Origin of the sequence: Klebsiella sp. GW_Kp181 (genome assembly GCF_040062315.1) — a bacterium.
Lineage (GTDB): Bacteria > Pseudomonadota > Gammaproteobacteria > Enterobacterales > Enterobacteriaceae > Klebsiella > Klebsiella oxytoca.
On sequence record NZ_JBEAFR010000081.1, the window covers coordinates 40,690 to 62,565 of the forward strand.

Sequence of the window (21,876 nt, forward strand, 5' to 3'; positions counted from 1 at the left end):
ACAGCCAAAGCGGTACTATTTTAAGCAGAGAAACAGATTAACTTTACCGGCTTTACTTGCCGGCCTGACAAAGGGGAGAGAAATTATGGCGTTGTACAAAACTTATCCTGCTCATATCATCTTTGCGCGTCGCGCTTTCGCCGTGGCGGCTGGCGTACTGGCGCTGCCGGTGATGCTGTTCTGGAAAGATCGCGCCCGTTTTTACAGCTGGCTGCACCGCGTGTGGGCAAAGACCAGCGAACAGCCGGTATGGATGGCGCAGGCCGAAAAAGCCTCCGCAGATTTTTATTAATAACGGCTTATGGCTCAGCGCGTGCGCGCCGCGGAAACAGGCAATGCATTGAGATTGCAGTTTATTTACCCTGTCTCCTCCGCCAGACTCGCGACACAGCGTGCCAACAGATTGCTTTATCATCATGCCGCCGGTTTATCCGGCGGTTTTTTTTTGCCATGAGTGGCTTACACTTATTCACTCCCCGAAGGTTAACCTGCGGGAGGATCAAATATACGTCGAACTTATCAATTTTCATCATGAAAGGAATGTTATGGCCACCCATCTGGTCTGGTTTCGCGCGGATTTGCGCATCCACGATAACCTGGCGCTCGCCGCCGCCTGCCGCGATCCGCATGCCAGGGTGCTGGGATTATTCATCGCCACGCCAGGGCAATGGCGTCAGCACGGTATGGCGCCGCGCCAGGCGGCGTTTATGGTCAGCCATCTGCACAGCCTGCAAGCGGCGCTGGCCGAAAAGGGGATCCCGCTGCAGATTGAACATGCTGAAGATTTCACCGCCAGCGTAGAGCTACTCGTCAGCATTTGCCGGCAGCAGCAGGTGACGCATCTGTTTTACAACTACCAGTATGAAATCAATGAGCGCCAGCGCGATGCGGCGGTGGAGAGAACCTTAGCAGAGGTGACCTGTCAGGGGTTTGATGACAGCGTGCTGCTGCCGCCCGGCAGCGTGCTGACCGGCAGCCGCGAAATGTATAAGGTATTTACGCCGTTTAAAAATGCTTTTATTCGGCGTTTACAGGAGGCGCTGCCGGAGTGCGTCGCCGCGCCGAAAGTCCGTGCGGGTGGGCCCATCACAGCCTCGTCTGCAGTAAAAATAGATTTTCCACAGACGTCATTTGATAGCGAACTGTTCGCCGCGGATGAAAAAAGCGCTATCGCCCGGCTTCGCGGCTTCTGCCAGCAAAAGGCCGCCGAATATGAACAGCAGCGCGATTTTCCGGCCATCGAAGGGACCAGCCGGCTGTCGCCGTGCCTGGCGGTGGGCGCGCTCTCGCCGCGCCAGTGTCTGCACCGCTTACTGGTGGAGCTGCCGCGGGCGCTGGATGGCGAAGCCGGAGCGGTATGGCTCAACGAGCTTATCTGGCGCGAGTTTTATCGCCACCTGATGGTTTACTACCCGGACTTGTGTAAAGGTCGGCCTTTTATTGGCTGGACCGATAAGGTTGCCTGGCTGGACGATAAAACCGCGCTTCAGGCCTGGCAGCGTGGGCAAACCGGCTTCCCGATTGTCGACGCCGCGATGCGTCAGCTTAATGCGACCGGCTGGATGCATAACCGCCTGCGGATGATCGTCGCCAGTTTTCTGGCGAAAGATCTGCGCATCGACTGGCGGCTGGGGGAGCGCTATTTTATCGAACAGCTTATAGATGGCGATTTGGCGGCGAATAACGGCGGCTGGCAGTGGGCGGCTTCGACCGGCACCGATGCCGCGCCCTATTTTCGTATTTTTAACCCTACGACCCAGGGAGAGCGCTTCGACAAAGCGGGGCAGTTTATTCGTCAATGGCTACCGGAGTTGGCCGGGGTGCCTGAGAAAGCGCTGCATCAACCGTGGCTGTGGGCGGAGAAACAGGGCGTAACGCTGGATTATCCGCGCCCGATTGTCGATCACAAACAGGCGCGGCTGGAGACGCTGGCGGCCTGGGAAGCCGCCAGAGAAGTTAAGACTCCATCGCCAGGCGGCGAGCCCTGATCTTAACGGAGTGATACAGCCAGATAGCCAGCACCAGGCCGACGCAGGCCAGCGAGCCCCAGGTTATCTGGCTGAACACCTCAATGTAGGCATTAATTGAATAGTTGATGGCTCCGGCGGCGTCGAACGATCCCTGCGAGGTTTGATCGGCAATAACCCCAGCCAGATAGTTGGCGATAGCGCCGGAGAGCAGCATATATATGCCGGTCAGCACGCCGGTCACGCCGGGGATCTCGATACGGGTAATCTGCGACATCGCCACCGGGTCGATAAACAGTTCGGCAAACCCCATCACCGCCAGGCCCAGCACCATCAGCGGCATTGAGGAGTGCCCATAGGCGGCTGACCAACGTGCGCTAAGGGTCAGGATGCAGAACCCGGCGCTCATCAGGCCAAGGCCCAGCGCGAACTTACCCCAGATGCGCACGGTACGGTTGCCGTTGATGTTTTCTTTCACCAGCCACGCCAGAACCACCCCGCAGAGCATCACCGCAAAGGCATTGACCGACTGGAACATCGCGGTCGGTATCTCATAGCCCATAAAATGACGGTTAACAAAACGGTCGATGTACAGGCTGATGGAGCTGCCGCCCTGCTGCGCAAAGGCCCAGAACAGCAGGCTGAAGCAGGTGAGCACCATAATCAGGCGCAGCTCTTTACGCTGCCTGGCGGTCTCTGCCCGCAGGTAGATCCGCGCCAGTACCGCCAGACCAATCACCGTCGCGACAATCAGCGCGTACACCGACCACTCCTGCCAGAACAGCACGGTGATCAGCAGCGGCGCGGCGATCAGCAGAACCAGCAGCCAGCCCCAGTTCGGTAAGACAAAACTCCGCGCCCGCAGCGCTTCGCGATTCACGCCCCGGGTGTGGCGGAAATGGTGATTGCCGCTGAGGAAAATCACCAGCCCGGCAATCATGCCAACGGCCGCCAGCGCGAAGCCCATCGCCCAGCTGTACTCTTGCTGTACGTAGCCGCAGGCGATTGGCGCGACGATAGACCCGACGTTGCCCGCCGCGTACATCAGCGAAAAACCGCCATCGCGACGCGGGTCTGTGGGTTCATACAGTTCACCGAGCAGACAGCTGACGTTGGATTTAAACAGCCCGTAGCCGCAGACAATAATCGCCAGCGACAGATAGAGAAAGGTGGGGGCGATTTCGCTGGCGCCGAGCACCAGATGGCCGATGGCCATCAGCAGCGCGCCGAGCATCACCGCCATACGGTTGCCCAGCAGCTTATCGGCCAGGAAGCCGCCGAGAATCGGCGTGACGTAGACTAAAGAACAGTAGGCGCTGAACAGCGCATAGGCATGATTATCGTCATACTTGAGCTGATTGGTGAGATAAAGAATGAGCAGCGCGCGCATGCCGTAAAAACTGAAGTATTCCCAGATTTGCAGCGCGACGACGTAATAAATCGCCCGCGGCTGTGAAGATTGTGTGTTCATGAAACGCTTTGTCCTGCCATAAAAATGAAAGTCGATCTTTCTGCATGAATAGCTACTCGCTAGTGATATTCATGGCCTTATAGGCTTTCTGGTTATTTAATATGCTGTAATAGTGCATAAATATACACGAATGCGCGAGGAGGTGAGTAGACAAATTGCGGGATTTTGTGAATGGGCAAAATTGACGGCGACGCGGCAGGACTATCGACTGATTGGGCGGATACCGTTATGTTATTCCTCTGCATAAAACGATGACCTGGTGGAACGGCAATGAAAAATAGTGAACTGGAACAACTGATTAATGAAAAACTCAATAGCGCGGCCATCAGTGATTACGCACCCAATGGGCTCCAGGTGGAAGGTCGCGAGACGGTTCGGAAAATCGTCACCGGCGTAACCGCCAGCCAGGCGCTGCTTGATGAGGCCGTCCGTCTTGAGGCGGATGCGGTCATCGTCCACCACGGCTACTTCTGGAAAGGCGAGTCGCCGATTATTCGCGGCATGAAGCGTAATCGCCTCAAAACGCTGCTGGCTAACGACATCAACCTTTACGGCTGGCATCTGCCGCTTGATGCCCATCCGGAGCTGGGCAATAACGCCCAGCTGGCGTCGCTGCTCGGCATTAACGTGATGGGCGAAATTGAACCGCTGGTGCCGTGGGGCGAACTGTCGATGGCGGTCTCGGGCCTGGAACTGGCGTCGTGGATTGAAGCGCGGCTGGGGCGCAAACCGCTGTGGTGCGGCGACACCGGGCCGGACAAAGTGGCCCGCGTGGCGTGGTGTACCGGCGGCGGCCAGAGCTTTATCGACAGCGCAGCCCGCTTTGGCGTTGATGCATTTATTACCGGCGAAGTTTCAGAGCAAACCATCCATTCGGCGCGCGAGCAGGGGCTGCATTTTTACGCCGCCGGACATCATGCCACCGAGCGTGGCGGAATTCGCGCGTTAAGCGAATGGCTGACGGAAAATACCGAGCTGGATGTCACCTTTATTGATATCCCGAACCCGGCCTGATGAACGGAGGTAAAAGTGCAGCGAGCGCGTTGTTATCTATTAGGTGAAACGGCAGTCGTACTGGAGCTTGAACCTCCGGTGACGCTGGAGAGTCAGAAGCGGATCTGGCGATTAGCCCAACGGCTGGTTGGTCATACCGAGGTGGTGGAAGCCGTTCCGGGTATGAACAACATTACCGTGATACTGCGAAATCCCCAGCAGACGGCGTGGGACGCGATCGAGCGCCTGCAAATCTGGTGGGAGGAGTGCGATACGCTCGAACCGGAATCGCGGGAGATTCTGGTGCCGGTCGTTTACGGCGGCGAAGGCGGTCCGGATTTGGGGGAAGTGGCTCGCCACAGCGGACTGAGCGAAAAGCAGGTGGTGGAGCTGCATTCATCGGTGGAGTACGTGGTGTGGTTCCTCGGCTTCCAGCCGGGGTTCCCGTACTTCGGCGGCCTGCCAGAGCGCCTGGCGATGCCGCGGCGGGCGGAACCGCGCCTGCTGGTGCCGGCGGGTTCGGTAGGGATCGGCGGAGCGCAGACCGGGATTTATCCGCTGGCGACGCCGGGAGGTTGGCAGCTGCTGGGCCGAACGCCGCTGGCGCTATTTGATCCGAAGCGCAAGGAGCCGGTGCTGCTGCGCTCCGGCGACAGAGTGCGTTTCGTCCCGCAAAAGGAGGGCGTATGTTAAAAATCATCCGTGCCGGGATGTATACCTCGGTGCAGGACGGCGGGCGTGAAGGTCTGCGTCAGCTGGGCATCAGCCGCTGCGGTGCGATGGATAAACCGGCGCTGGTTACCGCGAATCTGCTGGTGGGCAACGGGGCCAATGCCGCGGCGCTGGAGATCACGCTGGGCCAGGTGGATATTCAATTTGAACGCAGCGGCTGGTTCGCGCTCACCGGCGCCGCCTGCGAGGCGAAGCTTGACGGCGAGCCGGTGTGGGTGGGCTGGCGGACGGCGGTCAAGGCCGGGCAGCGTCTGGTGCTCAAGAATCCACAGCACGGCGTGCGCAGCTATCTGGCAGTGGCGGGCGGTATCGCGGTGCCGAAGGTGCTGGGCTCGCGCAGTACCGATCTGAAAGTGGGTATTGGCGGTCTGGAAGGTCGACGTTTGCAGGATGGAGACCGACTGAAGCTGGGGAAATCGGATAAGCAGTTCCGCGGGCCGCGCGGGGTGAAGCAACTGCCCATCGGCAACCGCATCCGCGCGCTGCCCGGCCCCGAGTATCAGGAGTTTGACAGCGTGTCGCAGGACACCTTCTGGCGCTCGCCGTGGCAGCTTAGCCCGCAGAGCAACCGCATGGGCTATCGTCTGCAGGGGCAACCGCTGAAGCGGACGACCGATCGCGAGATGCTTTCGCACGGTCTGCTGCCTGGCGTGGTGCAGGTTCCGCATAACGGTCAACCTATCGTACTGATGAACGATGCCCAGACCACCGGCGGTTACCCGCGCATCGCGACGATTATCGAGGCCGATATGTATCAGCTGGCGCAAATCCCGCTGGGGCAGCCGATCCACTTTGTTCCCTGCTCTCTGGAGGAGGCGCTGAAGGCGCGCGCCGACCGGCAACGTTATTTTGAACAACTGGCATGGAGACTGAACGATGAAGATTGATTTAAACGCCGACCTTGGCGAAGGCTGCGCCAACGATAGCGCGCTACTGCAGCTGGTCTCTTCCGCCAATATCGCCTGCGGTTTCCATGCGGGCGATGCGGTGATGATGCTGCAGTGCGTGCGCGAAGCGCTGAAATATGGCGTCGCGGTGGGCGCGCACCCCAGCTTTCCTGACCGGGAAAATTTTGGCCGCACGGCGATGCAGCTGCCGCCGGAGACGGTTTATGCGCAAACGCTGTATCAGGTGGGCGCGCTGGCGGCGCTGGTGCGCGCGCAGGGCGGCGAACTACAGCACGTCAAACCGCACGGCATGCTCTATAACCAGGCGGCAAAAGATCCGCAGCTTGCTGACGCTATCGCCAAAGCGGTATATGACGTTGACGCCGGTCTGGTGCTGGTGGGCCTGGCGGGCAGCGAGCTGATTCGCGCCGGGCAGCGTTATCAGCTGACCACCCGCCAGGAGGTCTTCGCCGACCGCGGCTATCTGGCGGACGGTAGCCTGGTGCCGCGCACCCAGCCTGGGGCATTGATCGAGAGTGAAGAGCAGTCGCTGGCGCAAACTCTGGAAATGGTGCAGCACAGCCGGGTACGCAGCATCACCGGCGAATGGGCGCACGTGGTGGCGGAAACCGTTTGTCTGCACGGCGACGGCGAGCATGCGCTGGATTTTGCGCGTCGCCTGCGCGCGGCGTTCGCCGGACGTAACATTCAGGTGAGCGCGGAAGCAGAAGAATAAAAATAATATTATTAATCAATAAATTAACAACAAACAACACTTCACAACAACATACAGGATGTAATTATGGGAGAGTCATTATCTCTCTGGCCGCTGATCGGCATTGCCGCGATCGTGGTCGGATTTGTTCTGCGTTTTAACCCGGTGCTGGTGGTTATTGTTTCCGGGATCATCACGGGTCTGACGGCGCATATGCCGATCGCGACCATTCTGGAGAAGCTGGGTGAAGGATTTCTCAATACCCGCAATCTGCCGTTTATTCTTCTGTTGCCGCTGGCGGTGATTGGCCTGCTGGAGCGGCACGGTCTGAAAGAGCGCGCGCAGACGTGGATCGCGAAAATCCGCAGCGCCACCGCTGGTCGTCTGCTAATCGTCTATCTTTTTGTGCGTGAAGTGACCGCGGCGATGGGCCTTACCAGCCTGGGCGGTCATCCGCAGATGGTGCGCCCGCTTCTGGCGCCGATGGCGGAAGGGGCGGCGGAAAAAAACTTTGGCGCCTTGCCGGGAAATGTCCGCTATCGCCTGCGCGCGATGTCGGCGGCCACCGACAACGTGGGCCTGTTCTTCGGCGAAGATATTTTCGTTGCCTTCGGGGCGATTATCTTTATGCATAACTTTATGCTGGAGTCGGGGGGCATTCAGACTGAGCCGCTGCATATTGCCCTGTGGGGGATCCCAACGGCGGTATGCGCCTTCCTGATCCACTCTGCCCGCCTGTGGCGCCTCGACCGTCATCTCCAGCGCGAGCTGGACAAGGTTAACGCCGGACAGGCGAAAGGCGGTGCCGCATGAATTTTCAGCAAACCTGGCTGTACTGGCTGGCGGGCGTCGTTCTGCTGGTGGTGGCGGTGATGTCATGGCGCGATAAGGCTAATCCGCGCAGGCTGACAACCGGTCTGTTCTGGGGTCTGTACGGCGTGGTCTTTCTGTTCGGCGACTGGACCTATGCGCTGGTCGGCGACAAGCGCCTCGTCAATATCGGCGTTGGCGTGGTGGTCGTGGTGCTGGCGCTGATCGCCGGATTTGGCGGCGTGCGTCTCGGTCGTTATCACCAGCGCTCGCAGGAAGAACGCAGCGCCAGCGCCGCGCGCCTCGGCAATCGGCTGTTTTTCCCGGCGCTGGCGATCCCGGTAGTGACGGTGATCGGCGTCCTGCTGTTTAATAATTTGCCCTCGCTGCAGGTCGTCATTTTTGGCCCGGGCAATCACGCCACGCTGATTACGCTGTTTTCAATGACCGCGGGCACGTTGATTGGTCTGGTGATGGCTATCCGCATGACCCATGAAACGGCGGTTCAGCCGTTACAGGAAGCTCGCCGTCTGCTGGATTCTGTGGGCTGGGCGTTTATTTTGCCGCAAATTCTGGCGGTTCTTGGGCTGCTGTTTACCGCCGCGGGCGTCGGCAACAGCATCTCCTGGCTGACGCAGCACTATCTGGCGGTGGACAGCCGGTTTATCGCCGTCGCCGTCTATACCCTTGGTATGGCGCTGCTGACGATGGTGATGGGCAACGCGTTTGCCGCTTTCCCCATCGTGACGGCAGGGGTCGGGATCCCGATTCTGGTGCTGCAGCACGGCGGTAACCCGGCGGTGATGGCGGCAATTGGCATGTTCTCCGGCTACTGTGGAACGCTGATGACGCCTATGGCGGCGAACTTCAATATCGTCCCGGCCGCGCTGCTGGAGCTGCCGGACAAAAACGCGGTGATCAAAGCCCAGGTGCCGACCGGCATTATGTTGCTTATCGTGAACGTATTTTTGCTCTATTTCCTGATGTTCCTGTAAGGAGGGATGATGGCTGGCGTATTGATTACCGGTTTTGAACCGTTCGGCGGTGAAGCGGTTAACCCTTCGTGGGAAGTGGTAAAGCAGCTGGATGGCGCTATCATTGCCGGGCAACCGGTGGTGGCGCGGCAGCTGCCCTGCGTCTTCGGCGATGCCCTGATGGCGCTGAACACCGCGCTGGATGAGCTGCAGCCGCGCCTGATCCTGGCGATTGGCCAGGCGGGCGGTCGTGTCGACATCACCGTTGAAAGGGTAGCGATCAACGTCGATGATGCGCGGATCCCGGACAATAAAGGTCTGCAGCCCATTGACGTACCGATCGTGGCTGACGGTCCGGCGGCGTACTTTAGCACGCTGCCGATCAAAGCGATCGTTGCCGCGCTGCGCAGCAAGGGGATCCCGGCGTCGGTATCGCAGACGGCGGGGACGTTTGTCTGTAATCACGTGATGTACGGTCTGCTGCATAGCCTGCATAACAGCAGCGGCGTGAAGGGCGGGTTTATCCATATTCCGTATTTGCCTGAGCAGGCCGCGGCTCACCCCGGGGCCGCCAGTATGGCGGTAGAGACGGTGCGTGCGGCGCTGGAAACGGCTATCGCCGTTGCCCTGCAGCAGGATGGCGACGTAAAAATCGGCGGCGGCGCAACGCATTAACACAAGGATATTATTATGCCGGAAGGTCCGGAAATTCGCCGTGCGGCGGATAGCCTGGAAGCGGCGATTAAAGGCGAACCCCTGACTGAGGCGTGGTTCGCCTTCCCGCAGTTACAACATTACCAATCTCAGCTTGTCGGCCAGCGAGTGACGCGCATTGAAACACGCGGTAAGGCGCTGTTGACCCATTTCTCCGGCGGATTAACGCTGTATAGCCACAACCAGCTGTATGGCGTCTGGCGAGTGGTGGATGCGGGGGCGCAGCCAGAAACCACGCGCGTGTTGCGCGTTCGGCTGCAGACGGCGCTTAGAGCGATTTTGCTCTACAGCGCCTCCGATATTGAAATGCTGACGCCCGAGCAGCTCGCCCGACACCCATTTTTGCTGCGGGTCGGACCGGATGTGCTCGATATGAGCCTTAGCGTTGAACAGGTTAAAGAGCGGCTGCTGTCGGCGAAATTCCGCAACCGCCAGTTCTCCGGACTGCTGCTGGATCAGGCGTTTCTTGCCGGATTGGGCAACTATCTGCGCGTGGAGATCCTCTGGCAGGTCGGGCTAACCGGTCGTCATAAAGCCTCTGAACTGGATGAAAAGCAGCTCGATGCGCTGGCCCATGCGCTGCTGGAGCTCCCGCGTTTGTCCTATAACACGCGCGGTCTGGTGGACGACAATAAGCACCACGGCGCGCTGTTTCGCTTTAAGGTTTTTCATCGCCAGGGTGAGGTCTGCGAGCGCTGCGGCGGGATTATCGAGAGGACCATGCTATCGTCGCGGCCGTTTTACTGGTGCCCGGGCTGCCAGCAATAAAAAAACGCGCCTTCAGGCGCGTTTTTTGTCGCTGCGAAAGCTGACTTAGCGGGCGATATCGTTCTTGAAGTCGCGTTTTTCGTAGCCGGTATAGAGCTGACGCGGGCGGGCGATTTTCATGCCGTCGCTGTGCATTTCGTTCCAGTGCGCAATCCAGCCCACGGTACGCGCCATCGCGAAGATAACGGTAAACATCGAAGACGGAATGCCCATCGCTTTGAGGATGATACCGGAATAGAAATCGACGTTCGGGTAGAGTTTCTTCTCGATGAAGTACGGATCGTTGAGCGCAATGTGCTCAAGCTCCATGGCCACTTCCAGCAGATCGTCCTTCGTTCCCAGTTCTTTCAGCACTTCATGACAGGTTTCACGCATCACGGTGGCGCGCGGGTCATAGTTTTTGTACACGCGGTGGCCAAAGCCCATCAGGCGGAAAGAGTCGTTTTTGTCTTTCGCGCGACGGACGAATTCCGGAATGTGTTCAACGGAGCTGATCTCTTCGAGCATCTTCAGCGCCGCTTCGTTGGCGCCGCCGTGTGCCGGTCCCCACAGGGAAGCAATGCCTGCAGCGATGCAGGCGAACGGGTTGGCGCCGGAAGAGCCGGCAGTCCGCACGGTGGAGGTGGAAGCGTTCTGTTCGTGGTCGGCGTGCAGGATCAGAATACGGTCCATTGCGCGTTCCAGAATCGGGTTCACTTCATATTTTTCACACGGCGTGGAGAACATCATATTCAGGAAGTTACCCGCGTAGGAGAGGTCGTTGCGCGGATAAACGAAAGGCTGGCCGATGGAATATTTGTAACACATTGCCGCCATCGTCGGCATCTTGGAGAGCAGACGGAATGCGGCGATATCGCGGTGGCGTGGGTTATTTACATCCAGCGAATCGTGATAGAACGCAGCCAGAGCGCCGGTAATACCGCACATTACGGCCATCGGATGAGAATCGCGGCGGAACGCGTGGAACAGACGAGTGATCTGCTCGTGAATCATGGTGTGGCGCGTCACGATGGTTTTAAATTCGTCGTACTGTGCCTGGGTCGGTTTCTCACCGTTTAACAGGATGTAGCATACTTCCAGATAGTTAGAGTCGGTTGCTAACTGATCGATCGGGAAACCGCGGTGCAGCAGGATACCTTCATCACCGTCGATAAAGGTGATTTTAGATTCGCAGGATGCGGTTGAGGTGAAACCAGGGTCAAAAGTAAATACGCCTTTTGAACCAAGACTACGAATATCAATAACATCCTGACCGAGAGTGCCCTTTAGCACATCCAGTTCAATAGCAGTATCACCACCCAGGGTGATTTTTGCTTTAGCATCAGACATTTATGGTCTCCTTAGCGCCTTTATTGCTTAAGACTGCCGGGGTGGTGGATTTGCATTCGGCCCGTAGCAGATGACGTTACCAGTTTGTTATGTTGCACATCGCTCTGCGTCGCGAAAGGGGCAGGGTACAGAGCAAGGGCGCTTGATGGTACGTCTTCAGCCTACGATGAAACAGCAGCAAATCAGCGTTTTAGCAGCCCGAATATTATAAAACTATATACCACTAATAACTGTCCTGATTACATCGGTCAATACTCTCTCACTGTTGCATAACTTATTCTCAGGTAAAAGAGTGACCCCATAACTTTTGCGTATTATTGCATTTATCTGGTAATGGTTGTAACAATAATGTTTAATATTTGTCAAATCAGATGATTAAAAATTAAAAATATGTTGTTATCGTGACATAGATCACTGTTCGGGAGAAAACCCGACAAACTATATGTAGGTTAATTGTAATGATTTTGTGAACGGCCTATACTGCCGCCAGGTCTCCGGAACACCCTGCAATCCCGAGCCACCCAGCGTTATTTTGTCACGCTTTAACTCCTGGAAAGGCGTTTTAACATGACTTTTAGTTATAGATAAGGACGCTGTCTGACCCGCAAGCAGACCGGAGGAAGGAAACAATAAGAACAGCATGTGGGCGTTATTCATGGTAAGAAATGTGAAAAAACAAAGACCTGTCAATCTGGATCTGCAAACGATCCGGTTCCCAATCACGGCGATAGCGTCCATTCTCCATCGCGTATCCGGAGTGATCACCTTCGTGGCGATCGGGATTCTGCTTTGGCTGCTGGGCACCAGCCTTTCCTCTCCCGAAGGTTTCCTCACAGCGGCATCTATTATGGATAGCTTCTTTGTGAAATTCATCATGTGGGGCATCCTGACCGCGCTGGCGTATCACGCGGTGGTCGGTATCCGCCATCTGCTGATGGATTTTGGCTATCTTGCAGAAACTCTCGAATCAGGGACACGCTCCGCCAAAATTTCTTTTGTTATTACTGTCGTGCTTTCACTTCTCGCAGGAGTCCTCGTATGGTAAGCAACGCCTCAGCACTAGGACGCAACGGCGTACATGACTTTATTCTGGTCCGTGCTACCGCTATCGTTCTGACCCTCTACATCATCTATATGGTTGGCTTCTTTGCCACCACAGGTGAAATTTCATGGGAAGTCTGGACGGGCTTTTTCTCCTCCGCGTTCACTAAAGTCTTCACCCTGCTGGCTCTCGTTTCCATTCTGATCCACGCCTGGATCGGCATGTGGCAGGTGTTAACGGACTACGTTAAACCACTGGCCGTGCGCTTAATTCTGCAACTGCTGATCGTTGTTGCGCTGGTGGCTTACGTTCTTTATGGATTTGTTGTGGTGTGGGGTGTGTAATGAAATTGCCTGTCAGAGAATTTGATGCAGTTGTGATTGGTGCCGGTGGCGCAGGTATGCGCGCGGCGCTGCAGATTTCCCAGAGCGGCCAAAGCTGTGCGCTGCTCTCCAAAGTTTTCCCGACCCGTTCCCATACCGTTTCCGCACAGGGCGGTATCACCGTCGCGCTCGGTAATACCCATGAAGATAACTGGGAATGGCACATGTACGACACCGTTAAGGGGTCGGACTACATTGGCGATCAGGATGCCATCGAATATATGTGTAAAACCGGCCCGGAAGCGATTCTGGAGCTGGACCATATGGGTCTGCCGTTCTCGCGTCTCGATAACGGCACGATTTATCAGCGCCCGTTCGGCGGCCAGTCGAAAAACTTCGGCGGCGAGCAGGCGGCACGTACCGCTGCGGCGGCTGACCGTACCGGTCACGCCCTGCTACATACTCTCTATCAGCAGAACCTGAAAAATCACACCACGATTTTCTCCGAGTGGTACGCGCTGGATCTGGTGAAAAACGCCGATGGCGCGGTGGTCGGCTGTACCGCCCTGTGCATCGAGACCGGTGAAGTGGTTTACTTCAAAGCCCGCGCCACCGTGCTGGCGACCGGCGGCGCCGGCCGTATTTATCAGTCCACCACCAATGCGCATATCAATACCGGCGACGGCGTTGGCATGGCGATCCGCGCCGGCGTTCCGGTACAGGATATGGAAATGTGGCAGTTCCACCCGACCGGTATTGCCGGGGCGGGGGTTCTGGTGACCGAAGGCTGCCGCGGCGAAGGCGGCTATCTGCTGAATAAACACGGCGAGCGCTTTATGGAGCGTTATGCGCCGAACGCGAAAGACCTGGCGGGTCGCGACGTGGTGGCGCGTTCCATCATGATCGAAATCCGTGAAGGTCGCGGCTGTGACGGTCCGTGGGGCCCGCACGCCAAGCTGAAACTCGATCACCTCGGTAAAGAAGTGCTTGAGTCCCGCCTGCCGGGTATTCTGGAACTCTCCCGTACCTTTGCCCACGTCGACCCGGTGAAAGAGCCGATTCCGGTCATTCCAACCTGCCACTATATGATGGGCGGTATTCCGACCAAAGTGAGCGGCCAGGCGCTGACCGTCAACGAGCAGGGCGAAGACGTGGTGATTCCGGGGCTGTTTGCGGTAGGCGAAATCGCCTGCGTATCGGTACACGGCGCAAACCGTCTGGGTGGCAACTCGCTGCTTGACCTGGTGGTCTTTGGCCGCGCGGTAGGTCTGCATCTGCAAGAGTCTATCGCCGAGCAGGGCGTACTGCGCGATGCGACGGATGACGAGATCGACGCTTCTCTGGAACGTCTGAACCGCTGGAACGGCAACCGGAATGGCGAAGATCCGGTCGAAATCCGCAAAGCGCTGCAAGAGTGTATGCAGCATAACTTCTCGGTATTCCGCGAAGGGGATGCGATGGCGAAGGGCCTTGAGCAGCTGAAAGCCATCCGCGAGCGCCTGAAAAACGCCCGTCTGGATGATACTTCCAGCGAGTTCAACACCCAGCGCGTTGAGTGCCTGGAGCTGGATAACCTGATGGAAACCGCTTACGCCACCGCAATGTCTGCAAATTATCGTACCGAAAGCCGCGGCGCGCATAGCCGCTTCGACTTCCCGGATCGTGATGATGAAAACTGGCTGTGCCATTCCCTGTATCTGCCAGAGTCGGAATCCATGACGCGTCGTAGCGTCAATATGGAACCGAAACTGCGTCCGGCATTCCCGCCGAAGATTCGTACTTATTAATGCGGAGACAGGAATATGAAACTCGAGTTTTCAGTTTATCGTTATAACCCGGACGTAGACGATGCTCCGCGTATGCAGGATTACACCCTGGAAGCGGAAGAGGGTCGTGACATGATGCTGCTGGATGCGTTAATCCAGCTGAAAGAGAAAGATCCGTCGCTGTCGTTCCGTCGCTCCTGTCGTGAAGGGGTATGCGGTTCCGACGGTCTGAACATGAACGGTAAAAATGGTCTGGCGTGCATCACGCCGATCTCCGCGCTGAATCAGCCGGGTAAGAAAATTGTTATCCGTCCGCTGCCAGGATTACCGGTTATCCGTGATTTGGTGGTAGACATGGGGCAATTCTATGCACAATATGAGAAGATTAAGCCTTACTTATTGAATAATGGGCAAAATCCTCCGGCTCGTGAGCATCTGCAGACGCCAGAGCAGCGTGAGAAACTCGATGGTTTGTACGAGTGTATTCTCTGCGCATGTTGTTCGACTTCTTGCCCGTCGTTCTGGTGGAACCCGGACAAGTTTATCGGCCCGGCTGGCCTGCTGGCCGCGTATCGCTTCCTGATCGACAGCCGCGATACCGAAACCAGCGATCGCCTCGAAGGGCTGAGCGATGCTTTCAGCGTATTCCGCTGTCACAGCATTATGAACTGCGTCAGTGTGTGTCCTAAGGGGCTGAACCCGACGCGCGCCATCGGCCATATTAAGTCGATGCTGCTGCAGCGCAGTGCGTAAGTAACCCGGTCTGTCCCGGATGGCGCTACCGCGTATCCGGGCAATCCGAAGCAGTAGCCCCGGCAAGCGTTCGCGCCGCCGGGGGATATAGCAGGAAATCTTTAAAAACCGCCAAATATGTACCAGTAATCAAGGCGTTCAGAGCGAGGTAAGGCGGCAACTGAACGCATCCCCGGGAGCATAGTGAACTATGTGACCGGGGTAAGTGAAGGCAGCTAACGCAACCGCAGCCTGAACGCCGAAGATTAATGGCAGTTTTTAAAGGTTCCTTAGCGGACGAAACCACAACTCCTCCGCAACAAGTGAACCCCGGCACGTACAACTTCTGTGCGTGGTAGTTTCTACGGCGAAATAAGCATATAAATGCTTAAGGGATCACGATGCAGAACGGCGCAATGAAAGCCTGGCTGGACTCTTCTTACCTCTCTGGTTCGAACCAGAGCTGGATAGAACAGCTCTATGAAGACTTCTTAACCGATCCTGACTCTGTTGACGCCAACTGGCGTTCTATGTTCCAGCAGTTACCTGGCACCGGAGTCAAACCGGATCAATTTCATTCCAAAACGCGTGATTATTTCCGCCGCCTGGCGAAGGATGCCTCGCGTTACACTTCTTCGATTTCCGACCCTGACACCAATGTGAAGCAGGTTAAAGTCCTGCAGCTCATCAACGCATACCGCTTCCGTGGTCACCAGCATGCGAATCTCGATCCGCTGGGACTGTGGCAGCAAGAGAGAGTGGCGGATCTCGATCCGGCTTACCACGATCTGACCGAGGCCGATTTCCAGGAGATCTATAACGTAGGTTCTTTCGCCATCGGCAAAGATACGATGAAGCTGGGCGATCTGATCTCCGCCCTTAAGCAGACCTACTGCGGCTCCATCGGCGCGGAATATATGCATATTACCTCCACCGAAGAAAAACGCTGGATCCAGCAGCGCATTGAGTCGGTAGCAGGCAAAGCGAACTTTAGCGCCGAAGAGAAAAAACGCTTCCTCAGCGAATTGACCGCGGCGGAAGGCCTGGAGCGCTACCTCGGCGCGAAATTCCCGGGCGCTAAACGCTTCTCGCTGGAAGGCGGCGACGCGCTGATCCCGATGCTGAAAGAGATTATCCGCCACGCGGGTAAGAGCGGCACCCGCGAAGTGGTGCTGGGTATGGCGCACCGCGGACGTCTGAACGTGCTGGTCAACGTGCTGGGTAAAAAACCGCAGGACCTGTTCGACGAGTTCGCCGGTAAACATAAAGAACACCTCGGCACCGGTGACGTGAAGTACCACATGGGCTTCTCTTCCGATATGGAAACCGAAGGCGGCCTGGTGCACCTGGCGCTGGCGTTTAACCCGTCGCATCTGGAAATCGTCAGCCCGGTGGTTATCGGCTCCGTCCGCGCTCGTCTCGATCGTCTCGACGAACCGAGCAGCAACAAAGTTCTGCCGATCACCATTCACGGCGACGCCGCGGTAACCGGCCAGGGCGTGGTTCAGGAAACCCTGAACATGTCCAAAGCGCGCGGTTACGAAGTCGGCGGTACCGTACGCATCGTTATCAACAACCAGGTGGGTTTCACCACTTCCAACCCGCTGGATGCGCGTTCTACCCCGTACTGTACCGATATTGGTAAAATGGTCCAGGCGCCTATTTTCCACGTGAATGCCGACGATCCGGAAGCGGTCGCTTTCGTGACTCGCCTGGCGCTGGACTTCCGTAACACCTTTAAACGCGATGTCTTCATCGACCTGGTGTGCTACCGCCGTCACGGCCACAACGAAGCCGACGAGCCGAGCGCAACCCAGCCGCTGATGTATCAGAAAATCAAAAAGCATCCGACCCCGCGCAAAATCTACGCTGACAAGCTGGAAGCGGATAACGTCGCGACGCTGGAAGACGCCACTGAGCAGGTTAACCTCTACCGTGACGCGCTGGATGCCGGCGAATGCGTGGTGAAGGAGTGGCGTCCGATGAATATGCACTCCTTTACCTGGTCTCCGTACCTCAACCACGAGTGGGATGAGAGCTATCCGGACAAAGTTGAACCTAAGCGTCTGCAGGAGCTGGCAAAACGCATCAGTACGGTACCGGAAGCCGTTGAAATGCAGTCGCGCGTGGCGAAAATCTACGGCGATCGTCAGCTTATGGCCGCCGGCGAGAAGATGTTTGACTGGGGCGGCGCGGAAAACCTCGCCTACGCCACGCTGGTCGATGAAGGCATTTCGGTGCGTCTGTCCGGCGAAGACTCCGGGCGCGGAACCTTCTTCCACCGCCATGCGGTGATTCACAACCAGAAAAATGGCTCAACCTATACGCCGCTGCAGCACGTGCACAACGGCCAGGGCCATTTTAAAGTCTGGGACTCCGTGCTGTCGGAAGAAGCAGTGCTGGCGTTTGAATACGGCTACGCCACCGCTGAGCCGCGCACCCTGACCATCTGGGAAGCGCAGTTCGGCGACTTCGCCAACGGCGCGCAGGTGGTCATCGACCAGTTCATCAGCTCCGGCGAGCAGAAATGGGGCCGTATGTGCGGCTTGGTGATGCTGCTGCCGCACGGCTACGAAGGCCAGGGTCCGGAGCACTCCTCCGCGCGTCTGGAGCGCTATCTGCAGCTCTGCGCTGAGCAGAATATGCAGGTTTGCGTACCGTCCACCCCGGCGCAGGTTTACCATATGCTTCGTCGCCAAGCGCTGCGCGGTATGCGTCGTCCGCTGATCGTGATGTCGCCGAAATCGCTGCTGCGTCACCCGCTGGCGGTATCAAGCATGGACGAACTGGCTAACGGCACTTTCCAGCCGGCGATCGGTGAAATCGACCAGCTCGATCCGAAAGCAGTGAAGCGGGTTGTGCTGTGCTCTGGTAAGGTTTACTACGACCTGCTGGAACAGCGTCGTAAAAACGAGCAAAAAGATGTCGCTATCGTTCGCATAGAGCAGCTCTATCCGTTCCCGCATCAGGCGGTACAGGAAGCGCTGAAGCCTTATGCGCACGTGCATGATTTTGTCTGGTGCCAGGAAGAACCGCTCAACCAGGGCGCGTGGTACTGCAGCCAGCATCACTTCCGTGAAGTGATTCCGTTTGGGGCCTCTCTGCGTTATGCAGGCCGCCCGGCCTCCGCCTCTCCGGCGGTAGGATACCTGTCCGTTCACCAGAAACAGCAACAAGATCTGGTCAATGACGCGCTGAACGTCGATTAATTAAAGGATACATAATGAGTAGCGTAGATATTCTGGTTCCCGACCTGCCTGAGTCCGTAGCTGACGCAACGGTTGCCACCTGGCATAAAAAACCGGGCGATGCGGTTGTTCGTGACGAAGTGCTGGTAGAAATCGAAACTGACAAAGTGGTACTGGAAGTACCGGCTTCAGCGGATGGCATTCTGGACGCGGTGATTGAAGACGAAGGCGCCACCGTGCTTTCCCGTCAGATCCTCGGCCGCCTGCGCGAAGGTAACAGCGCGGGCAAAGAGTCCGGAGCGAAAGCTGATGCTAAAGAGTCGACTCCGGCCCAGCGTCAGCAGGCTTCTCTGGAAGAGCAAAATAACGATGCGCTGAGCCCGGCAATCCGCCGTCTGCTGGCGGAACACAGCCTCGACGCGGCAGCCATTAAAGGCACCGGCGTTGGCGGCCGTCTGACCCGCGAAGACGTTGAGAAACACCTGGCGAAAGCGCCGGCGAAGGCGGAGGCGCCAGCCGCTGCTCCGGCTCCACAGCTGGGCAATCGCTCTGAAAAACGCGTGCCGATGACCCGTCTGCGCAAGCGCGTTGCCGAGCGTCTGCTGGAAGCGAAAAATTCTACCGCCATGCTGACGACCTTCAACGAAGTCAACATGAAGCCGATTATGGATCTGCGTAAGCAGTACGGCGAAGCGTTTGAAAAACGTCACGGTATCCGTCTGGGCTTTATGTCCTTCTACGTGAAGGCGGTAGTGGAAGCGCTGAAGCGCTACCCGGAAGTGAACGCCTCTATCGATGGCGATGACGTGGTGTACCACAACTACTTCGACGTCAGCATGGCGGTCTCTACGCCGCGCGGCCTGGTAACGCCGGTTCTGCGCGATGTCGACCTGCTGGGCATGGCGGATATCGAGAAGAAAATTAAAGAGCTGGCAGTAAAAGGCCGCGACGGCAAGCTGACCGTAGACGATCTGACCGGCGGTAACTTCACCATTACCAACGGCGGCGTATTCGGTTCACTGATGTCCACGCCGATCATCAACCCGCCGCAGAGCGCGATTCTGGGTATGCATGCCATTAAAGATCGCCCGATGGCGGTGAATGGTAAGGTAGAAATTCTGCCGATGATGTACCTGGCGCTCTCCTACGACCACCGTCTGATCGACGGACGTGAATCGGTAGGCTACCTGGTAGCGATTAAAGAGCTGCTGGAAGACCCGACTCGTCTGCTGCTGGACGTGTAGTCAGCAAGAGTATTACCTACCGTAGGCCGGATAACGCGCCCTGGCGCCGTTATCAGGCCTACAGGTTTAAAGATAATTATTCCCTGAAGGATGGACTGAACACATGAACTTACATGAATATCAGGCAAAACAACTTTTTGCCCGCTATGGCTTACCGGCGCCGGTGGGTTATGCCTGTACTACTCCGCGTGAAGCAGAAGAAGCCGCTTCTAAAATCGGCGCGGGTCCGTGGGTAGTGAAATGTCAGGTTCACGCTGGTGGCCGCGGTAAAGCGGGCGGTGTGAAGGTAGTAAAAAGCAAAGAAGACATTCGCGCATTTGCTGAGCACTGGCTGGGCAAGCGCCTCGTCACCTATCAAACAGATGCGAACGGCCAGCCGGTTAACCAGATTCTGGTTGAAGCCGCGACCGATATCGATAAAGAGCTATACCTGGGCGCAGTAGTTGACCGCAGCTCCCGTCGCGTGGTCTTCATGGCCTCCACCGAAGGCGGCGTGGAAATCGAAAAAGTGGCGGAAGAGACTCCGCATCTGATCCATAAGATCGCCCTCGATCCGCTGGCGGGCCCGATGCCTTACCAGGGTCGTGAACTGGCGTTTAAACTGGGTCTGGAAGGTAAACAGGTTCAGCAGTTCACTAAAATTTTCATGGGCCTGGCGACCATTTTCCTTGAGCGCGACCTGGCGCTGATCGAGATCAACCCGCTGGTTATCACCAAACAGGGCGATCTGATCTGCCTCGACGGCAAGCTGGGCGCTGACGGCAACGCGCTGTTCCGCCAGCCGGATCTGCGCGAAATGCGCGACCAGTCGCAGGAAGATCCGCGCGAAGCGCAGGCTGCGCAGTGGGAACTGAACTACGTCGCGCTGGACGGCAACATTGGTTGCATGGTTAACGGCGCGGGCCTGGCGATGGGCACCATGGACATCGTTAAGCTGCACGGCGGCGAACCGGCTAACTTCCTTGACGTTGGCGGCGGCGCAACCAAAGAGCGCGTCACTGAAGCGTTCAAAATCATCCTCTCTGATGACAACGTAAAAGCGGTTCTGGTTAACATCTTCGGCGGTATTGTACGCTGCGACCTGATTGCCGACGGCATCATCGGCGCGGTTGCCGAAGTGGGCGTTAACGTACCGGTAGTCGTACGTCTGGAAGGTAACAACGCCGAACTGGGCGCGAAGAAACTGGCTGACAGCGGCCTGAATATTATTGCAGCGAAAAGTCTGACGGATGCAGCTCAGCAGGTTGTTGCCGCAGTGGAGGGGAAATAATGTCCGTTTTAATTAATAAAGACACCAAGGTTATCTGCCAGGGTTTCACCGGTAGCCAGGGCACATTCCACTCTGAACAAGCCATCGCTTACGGTACGCAAATGGTCGGCGGCGTCACCCCGGGCAAAGGCGGCACCACGCATCTGGGCCTGCCGGTATTCAATACCGTTCGCGAAGCGGTCGAAGCCACCGGCGCAACCGCATCCGTCATCTACGTTCCGGCGCCGTTCTGCAAAGATTCTATTCTGGAAGCTATCGATGCTGGCATTAAGCTGATTATCACCATCACCGAAGGTATCCCGACGCTGGATATGCTGACCGTGAAAGTGAAGCTCGACGAAGCGGGCGTGCGCATGATCGGGCCGAACTGCCCGGGCGTGATCACTCCGGGCGAATGCAAAATCGGCATCATGCCGGGCCACATTCACCAGCCGGGTAAAGTGGGCATCGTTTCCCGTTCCGGTACCCTGACCTATGAAGCGGTTAAGCAGACCACCGACTACGGCTTTGGTCAGTCCACCTGCGTGGGCATCGGCGGCGACCCGATTCCGGGATCCAACTTCATCGATATCCTGAAACTGTTCCAGGAAGATCCGCAGACCGAAGCGATTGTGATGATCGGTGAGATCGGCGGTAGCGCGGAAGAAGAAGCGGCCGCTTACATCAAAGATCATGTGACCAAACCGGTTGTCGGCTACATCGCCGGCGTGACCGCGCCGAAAGGCAAACGTATGGGGCACGCGGGTGCCATCATTGCGGGTGGTAAAGGGACGGCGGATGAAAAATTCGCCGCTCTGGAAGCCGCTGGCGTGAAAACCGTTCGCAGCCTGGCCGATATCGGCGAAGCGCTGAAAACCGTCATTAAGTAATAAGTAAAAAAACAGCCCTGACTTTCTGCATGGTCAAGGGCTGGTCCAGTTTCGACATGGTTGGCCATCTGATGATGGCCTT

At 57.2% G+C, this 21,876-nt stretch carries 20 protein-coding genes; 18 read left to right on the forward strand and 2 right to left on the reverse strand.

Features of this window, described 5'->3' with window-relative positions; translation table 11 throughout:
* Positions 1-85: 85 nt before the first annotated feature.
* Entirely contained in the window at positions 86-292 is a 207-nt protein-coding gene (locus ABLV11_RS22635; RefSeq protein WP_004100261.1) for a DUF2517 family protein, read from the forward strand.
* 253 nt (positions 293-545) lie between these two features.
* A complete protein-coding gene (gene phrB, locus ABLV11_RS22640) occupies positions 546-1,988 on the forward strand; it encodes a deoxyribodipyrimidine photo-lyase (RefSeq protein ID WP_016807945.1) in 1,443 nt (480 codons plus the stop codon).
* Here the strand turns inward: phrB and dtpD are convergent.
* On the reverse strand, positions 1,957-3,438 hold the full coding sequence (dtpD, locus tag ABLV11_RS22645; protein ID WP_004100264.1) for a dipeptide permease DtpD: 1,482 nt from the start codon (positions 3,436-3,438) through the stop codon (positions 1,957-1,959). The two genes, phrB and dtpD, sit on opposite strands and share 32 nt — an antisense overlap.
* 270 nt (positions 3,439-3,708) lie before the next feature.
* Between dtpD and ABLV11_RS22650 the strand changes: the two genes are divergently transcribed.
* The 8 genes from ABLV11_RS22650 (at position 3,709) to nei (ending at position 10,031) form a co-directional block, all read left to right on the forward strand.
* Entirely contained in the window at positions 3,709-4,452 is a 744-nt protein-coding gene (locus ABLV11_RS22650) for a type 2 GTP cyclohydrolase I (protein ID WP_004100265.1), read from the forward strand.
* Positions 4,453-4,467: 15 nt separating this feature from the next.
* Positions 4,468-5,124 carry a 5-oxoprolinase subunit PxpB gene (pxpB, locus tag ABLV11_RS22655; protein WP_004100266.1) on the forward strand — a complete coding sequence of 219 codons (657 nt, stop codon included), beginning with the start codon at positions 4,468-4,470 and terminating at the stop codon, positions 5,122-5,124.
* Positions 5,118-6,050 (forward strand): 5-oxoprolinase subunit PxpC, encoded by a 933-nt coding sequence (gene pxpC, locus ABLV11_RS22660; protein WP_004100268.1) that lies wholly within the window; start codon positions 5,118-5,120, stop codon positions 6,048-6,050. Before pxpB ends, pxpC begins: the two co-directional genes overlap by 7 nt.
* Positions 6,040-6,786 (forward strand): 5-oxoprolinase subunit PxpA, encoded by a 747-nt coding sequence (gene pxpA, locus ABLV11_RS22665; protein ID WP_004100269.1) that lies wholly within the window; start codon positions 6,040-6,042, stop codon positions 6,784-6,786. The genes pxpC and pxpA overlap by 11 nt, the downstream gene beginning before the upstream one ends.
* 66 nt (positions 6,787-6,852) lie before the next feature.
* A complete protein-coding gene (locus ABLV11_RS22670; protein ID WP_023320579.1) occupies positions 6,853-7,578 on the forward strand; it encodes a DUF969 domain-containing protein in 726 nt (241 codons plus the stop codon).
* A complete protein-coding gene (locus tag ABLV11_RS22675; protein WP_023320580.1) occupies positions 7,575-8,570 on the forward strand; it encodes a DUF979 domain-containing protein in 996 nt (331 codons plus the stop codon). Before ABLV11_RS22670 ends, ABLV11_RS22675 begins: the two co-directional genes overlap by 4 nt.
* A 9-nt stretch (positions 8,571-8,579) precedes the next feature.
* Positions 8,580-9,224 (forward strand): pyroglutamyl-peptidase I, encoded by a 645-nt coding sequence (pcp, locus tag ABLV11_RS22680; RefSeq protein WP_023320581.1) that lies wholly within the window; start codon positions 8,580-8,582, stop codon positions 9,222-9,224.
* 15 nt (positions 9,225-9,239) lie between these two features.
* Complete coding sequence (gene nei, locus ABLV11_RS22685; RefSeq protein ID WP_126488802.1) at positions 9,240-10,031, forward strand: endonuclease VIII; 792 nt, start codon at positions 9,240-9,242, stop codon at positions 10,029-10,031.
* A gap of 45 nt (positions 10,032-10,076) precedes the next feature.
* Here nei and gltA read toward each other — a convergent pair whose 3' ends face one another.
* On the reverse strand, positions 10,077-11,360 hold the full coding sequence (gene gltA / locus ABLV11_RS22690) for a citrate synthase (protein ID WP_004100276.1): 1,284 nt from the start codon (positions 11,358-11,360) through the stop codon (positions 10,077-10,079).
* A gap of 640 nt (positions 11,361-12,000) precedes the next feature.
* On the opposite strand from gltA, the gene sdhC reads away from it, so the two are divergent.
* The 8 genes from sdhC to sucD all read left to right on the forward strand — a co-directional run bounded on the left by sdhC (position 12,001) and on the right by sucD (position 21,794).
* The gene (gene sdhC / locus ABLV11_RS22695; RefSeq protein ID WP_004100277.1) at positions 12,001-12,405 is read left to right on the forward strand and encodes a succinate dehydrogenase cytochrome b556 subunit; all 405 of its coding nucleotides are present in this window, start codon (positions 12,001-12,003) and stop codon (positions 12,403-12,405) included.
* On the forward strand, positions 12,399-12,746 hold the full coding sequence (sdhD, locus tag ABLV11_RS22700) for a succinate dehydrogenase membrane anchor subunit (RefSeq protein WP_004100278.1): 348 nt from the start codon (positions 12,399-12,401) through the stop codon (positions 12,744-12,746). Before sdhC ends, sdhD begins: the two co-directional genes overlap by 7 nt.
* Entirely contained in the window at positions 12,746-14,512 is a 1,767-nt protein-coding gene (sdhA, locus tag ABLV11_RS22705; protein ID WP_004100279.1) for a succinate dehydrogenase flavoprotein subunit, read from the forward strand. Before sdhD ends, sdhA begins: the two co-directional genes overlap by 1 nt.
* Positions 14,513-14,527: 15 nt before the next feature.
* Complete coding sequence (gene sdhB / locus ABLV11_RS22710; protein WP_004100281.1) at positions 14,528-15,244, forward strand: succinate dehydrogenase iron-sulfur subunit SdhB; 717 nt, start codon at positions 14,528-14,530, stop codon at positions 15,242-15,244.
* Positions 15,245-15,624: 380 nt separating this feature from the next.
* Positions 15,625-18,432 carry a 2-oxoglutarate dehydrogenase E1 component gene (gene sucA, locus ABLV11_RS22715; protein ID WP_004100282.1) on the forward strand — a complete coding sequence of 936 codons (2,808 nt, stop codon included), beginning with the start codon at positions 15,625-15,627 and terminating at the stop codon, positions 18,430-18,432.
* Positions 18,433-18,446: 14 nt separating this feature from the next.
* On the forward strand, positions 18,447-19,655 hold the full coding sequence (odhB, locus tag ABLV11_RS22720) for a 2-oxoglutarate dehydrogenase complex dihydrolipoyllysine-residue succinyltransferase (protein ID WP_126488803.1): 1,209 nt from the start codon (positions 18,447-18,449) through the stop codon (positions 19,653-19,655).
* A 103-nt stretch (positions 19,656-19,758) separates the two neighbouring features.
* On the forward strand, positions 19,759-20,925 hold the full coding sequence (gene sucC, locus ABLV11_RS22725) for an ADP-forming succinate--CoA ligase subunit beta (protein WP_004100286.1): 1,167 nt from the start codon (positions 19,759-19,761) through the stop codon (positions 20,923-20,925).
* The gene (gene sucD / locus ABLV11_RS22730; RefSeq protein ID WP_004100288.1) at positions 20,925-21,794 is read left to right on the forward strand and encodes a succinate--CoA ligase subunit alpha; all 870 of its coding nucleotides are present in this window, start codon (positions 20,925-20,927) and stop codon (positions 21,792-21,794) included. Before sucC ends, sucD begins: the two co-directional genes overlap by 1 nt.
* The last annotated feature ends 82 nt before the right edge of the window (positions 21,795-21,876 follow it).

What these genes read in the sequence shown, in the direction of transcription:
- pcp (WP_023320581.1), top strand. Translation starts at nt 8,580, where the DNA reads ATGGCTGGCGTATTGATTACCGGTTTTGAACCGTTCGGCGGTGAAGCG.
- sucD (WP_004100288.1), top strand. Translation starts at nt 20,925, where the DNA reads ATGTCCGTTTTAATTAATAAAGACACCAAGGTTATCTGCCAGGGTTTC.
- gltA (WP_004100276.1), bottom strand. Translation starts at nt 11,360, where the DNA reads ATGTCTGATGCTAAAGCAAAAATCACCCTGGGTGGTGATACTGCTATT.
- sucA (WP_004100282.1), top strand. Translation starts at nt 15,625, where the DNA reads ATGCAGAACGGCGCAATGAAAGCCTGGCTGGACTCTTCTTACCTCTCT.
- ABLV11_RS22635 (WP_004100261.1), top strand. Translation starts at nt 86, where the DNA reads ATGGCGTTGTACAAAACTTATCCTGCTCATATCATCTTTGCGCGTCGC.
- nei (WP_126488802.1), top strand. Translation starts at nt 9,240, where the DNA reads ATGCCGGAAGGTCCGGAAATTCGCCGTGCGGCGGATAGCCTGGAAGCG.
- sdhC (WP_004100277.1), top strand. Translation starts at nt 12,001, where the DNA reads ATGTGGGCGTTATTCATGGTAAGAAATGTGAAAAAACAAAGACCTGTC.
- ABLV11_RS22675 (WP_023320580.1), top strand. Translation starts at nt 7,575, where the DNA reads ATGAATTTTCAGCAAACCTGGCTGTACTGGCTGGCGGGCGTCGTTCTG.
- dtpD (WP_004100264.1), bottom strand. Translation starts at nt 3,438, where the DNA reads ATGAACACACAATCTTCACAGCCGCGGGCGATTTATTACGTCGTCGCG.
- sucC (WP_004100286.1), top strand. Translation starts at nt 19,759, where the DNA reads ATGAACTTACATGAATATCAGGCAAAACAACTTTTTGCCCGCTATGGC.
- odhB (WP_126488803.1), top strand. Translation starts at nt 18,447, where the DNA reads ATGAGTAGCGTAGATATTCTGGTTCCCGACCTGCCTGAGTCCGTAGCT.
- sdhB (WP_004100281.1), top strand. Translation starts at nt 14,528, where the DNA reads ATGAAACTCGAGTTTTCAGTTTATCGTTATAACCCGGACGTAGACGAT.
- phrB (WP_016807945.1), top strand. Translation starts at nt 546, where the DNA reads ATGGCCACCCATCTGGTCTGGTTTCGCGCGGATTTGCGCATCCACGAT.
- ABLV11_RS22670 (WP_023320579.1), top strand. Translation starts at nt 6,853, where the DNA reads ATGGGAGAGTCATTATCTCTCTGGCCGCTGATCGGCATTGCCGCGATC.
- pxpA (WP_004100269.1), top strand. Translation starts at nt 6,040, where the DNA reads ATGAAGATTGATTTAAACGCCGACCTTGGCGAAGGCTGCGCCAACGAT.
- ABLV11_RS22650 (WP_004100265.1), top strand. Translation starts at nt 3,709, where the DNA reads ATGAAAAATAGTGAACTGGAACAACTGATTAATGAAAAACTCAATAGC.
- pxpC (WP_004100268.1), top strand. Translation starts at nt 5,118, where the DNA reads ATGTTAAAAATCATCCGTGCCGGGATGTATACCTCGGTGCAGGACGGC.
- sdhD (WP_004100278.1), top strand. Translation starts at nt 12,399, where the DNA reads ATGGTAAGCAACGCCTCAGCACTAGGACGCAACGGCGTACATGACTTT.
- sdhA (WP_004100279.1), top strand. Translation starts at nt 12,746, where the DNA reads ATGAAATTGCCTGTCAGAGAATTTGATGCAGTTGTGATTGGTGCCGGT.